We start from the raw sequence: 1,817 nt of genomic DNA on the forward strand, positions 1-1,817 counted from the left end.
AGCGGAACCTATACGGTGATGGTAACCGAAAACGGTTGCCCAAGTCCTGCTTCCGCAGGAAAGGTGGTTACCGTAAACCTGATTCCCGGCGCAGCTGATGTTGAGGTTACTGAAGGGAACCTGACGTTCTGTACGGGTGATCAGGTAGTCCTTAAATCCAATAAAACTGCAGGTAACCAGTGGTATAAAAACGGCATTATCATCGATGGTGCCACATTGCAAAGTTATACGGCCAATACCAGTGGAACCTATACTGTGGTGGTAACCGAAAACGGTTGTCCAAGTCCTGCCTCTGCAGGAAAGGTGGTTACCGTAAACCTGATTCCCGGCGCAGCTGATGTTGAGGTTACTGAAGGGAACCTGACGTTCTGTACGGGTGATCAGGTAGTTCTTAAATCCAATAAAATCAACGGTAACCAGTGGTATAAAAACGGTGTTATCATCGACGGTGCCACATCGCAAAGTTATACGGCCAATACCAGCGGAACCTATACAGTGGTGGTAACCGAAAACGGTTGTCCAAGTCCTGCTTCTGCAGGAAAAGTGGTTACCGTAAACCTGATTCCCGGCGCAGCTGATGTTGAGGTTACTGAAGGGAACCTGACGTTCTGTACGGGAGATCAGGTGATCCTGAAGTCCAATAAAACTACAGGTAACCAGTGGTATAAAAACGGCGTTATCATCGACGGTGCCACATCGCAAAGTTATACGGCCAATACCAGCGGAACCTATACGGTGGTGGTAACCGAAAACGGTTGTCCAAGTCCTGCTTCTGCAGGAAAAGTGGTTACCGTAAACCTGATTCCCGGCGCAGCTGATGTTGAGGTTACCGACGGCAACCTGACGTTCTGTACGGGCGATCAGGTAGTCCTTAAATCCAATAAAATTGCAGGTAACCAGTGGTATAAAAACGGCGTTATCATCGACGGTGCCACATCGCAAAGTTATACGGCCAATACCAGCGGAACCTATACGGTTGTAGTCACAGAAAACGGTTGCCCAAGCCCGGCTTCTGCAGGGAAAGTAGTGACGGTTAATCTTATCCCTCTAGCAGCTGATGTTGAGGTTACCGAAGGCAACCTGACATTCTGTACGGGTGATCAGGTGATTCTGAAGTCCAATAAAACTGCAGGTAACCAGTGGTATAAAAACGGTGTTATCATCGACGGTGCCACATCGCAAAGCTATACCGCTAATGAGAGCGGAACCTATACAGTGGTGGTAACCGAAAACGGTTGTCCAAGTCCTGCTTCTGCAGGAAAGGTGGTTACCGTAAACCTGATTCCCGGCGCAGCTGATGTTGAGGTTACTGAAGGGAACCTGACGTTCTGTACGGGAGATCAGGTGATCCTTAAATCCAATAAAACTTCAGGTAACCAGTGGTATAAAAACGGCGTTATCATCGACGGTGCCACATCGCAAAGTTATACGGCCAATACCAGCGGAACCTATACGGTTGTAGTGACAGAAAACGGTTGCCCAAGCCCGGCTTCTGCAGGGAAAGTAGTGACGGTTAATCTTATTCCTCTGGCAGCTGATGTTGAGGTTACCGAAGGCAACCTGACATTCTGTACGGGTGATCAGGTGATTCTGAAGTCCAATAAAACTGCAGGTAACCAGTGGTATAAAAACGGTGTTATCATCGACGGTGCCACATCGCAAAGCTATACCGCTAATGAGAGCGGAACCTATACAGTGGTGGTAACCGAAAACGGTTGTCCAAGCCCGGCTTCTGCAGGAAAGGTGGTTACCGTAAACCTGATTCCCGGCGCAGCTGATGTTGAGGTTACTGAAGGGAACCTGACGTTCTGTACGGG

At 48.8% G+C, this 1,817-nt stretch carries 1 protein-coding gene; it reads left to right on the plus strand.

Annotated elements, in window-relative coordinates; translation table 11 throughout:
* Positions 1 to 1,817: hypothetical protein (locus tag BLQ87_RS33955; protein WP_218129475.1), on the plus strand; the 1,817-nt coding region annotated here is incomplete at both ends.

It is taken from the genome of Pedobacter steynii, assembly GCF_900103665.1.
In the GTDB taxonomy this organism is placed as follows: domain Bacteria; phylum Bacteroidota; class Bacteroidia; order Sphingobacteriales; family Sphingobacteriaceae; genus Pedobacter; species Pedobacter steynii.